1 pseudogene is annotated in these 389 nt (G+C 58.9%); it reads right to left on the minus strand.

Annotated elements, in window-relative coordinates:
• Nucleotides 1–209: pseudogene (locus tag AC1D1Y_RS26790) on the minus strand (hypothetical protein); the annotation flags it as partial.
• Nucleotides 210–389: the final 180 nt, after the last annotated feature.

Consider the following 389-nt stretch of genomic DNA (forward strand, 5'->3'; position numbering starts at 1 on the left):
GTGTAGTCCATGAGCCCCACGCCACACATGGCGCCCACCACGAACAGTAGCGAGTCACCCGGCAAAAACGGCATGATGACCACGCCGGTCTCAACAAAGATGATGGCAAACAGCAGCGCATAGACCCACAGGCCATAGCTCTGCACAAACACTTCCAAGTATTTGTCTACATGCAGGATGAAGTCGAGAAGCGAGGCGATGAGTTCCATGGACGTGGATTATCCCTGTCCGTCACGGCATGGCCATGACACCCCAGCCACCGTGGGGCTTATCGCGGATTCAGGCGAAAACGTTGAGCTTGGCAACCGCTTGCTTGAAGCCACCAAAACGGCTGGCGGGCAGCGCTTCGGCGCTGCCGCCCGAGGTCGATGCGACGCCCATGCCCAGCT

This window comes from Polaromonas sp. P1_G1 (assembly GCF_056405595.1).